This window comes from Vibrio sp. 1401, assembly GCF_033340295.1.
In genome coordinates this window covers 1-698 of the sequence record NZ_JAWOWF010000371.1, presented here as the reverse complement: position 1 = coordinate 698, position 698 = coordinate 1, and the positions used below count along the sequence as shown (strand labels likewise).

The following is a 698-nucleotide window of genomic DNA, read 5'->3' as shown; positions in this document are numbered from 1 at the left end:
TAAAGTGTGTCACCTTTCTTTACTTCGTAGTAACTCCCTCTATAACTGCCACGCTCAACGCTCGAATAATCCTTCTTTAGGCTGGAAACAGGCGCAGGTGAGTGAGCCGCGCAACCAACGAGTCCCGCAGCTAATACAAAGCTAATACCAATATGACGCAGTAACTTACTCACCTAACCTCAGATCCTTAAGCCAAATCACCCGCGACAAGAGGAACAAAGCGAACCATTTCCACAACGGTAGAAAGGTACTCGTCACCCTTGCGTTCAATTCTAAGTAGTTGCTGCTCAGCATCTCCGACAGGAATCACCATTTTACCGCCATCTTTTAGCTGTGAGAGAAGCGCTTGGGGAATCACTTCTGCAGCAGCGGTAACAATGATGGCGTCAAACGGACCTTTCGTTTCCCATCCTAACCAGCCATCACCATGCTTCGTCGAGACATTGTAGATATCAAGTTGCTTAAGACGACGTTTCGCTTCCCATTGCAAAGATTTGATGCGTTCAACGGAATAAACATGGTCAACGATTTGTGCTAAAACTGCGGTTTGGTACCCAGAACCGGTTCCGATTTCCAAAACGTTACTAGCACGTTGAAGCTCAAGCAGCTCGGTCATGCGAGCGACGATGTAAGGTTGAGAAATAGTTTGTCCCTGACCAATCGGTAGCGCATTGTTATCGTAGGCTTGGTGCATCATC

At 47.3% G+C, this 698-nt stretch carries 1 protein-coding gene; it reads right to left on the bottom strand.

Annotated features, from left to right (window positions below; all coding sequences use genetic code 11):
• Positions 1–187 precede the first annotated feature (187 nt).
• Positions 188–698: protein-L-isoaspartate(D-aspartate) O-methyltransferase (locus R7Z77_RS25700; RefSeq protein WP_318137092.1), on the bottom strand; the 511-nt coding region annotated here is incomplete at its 5' end.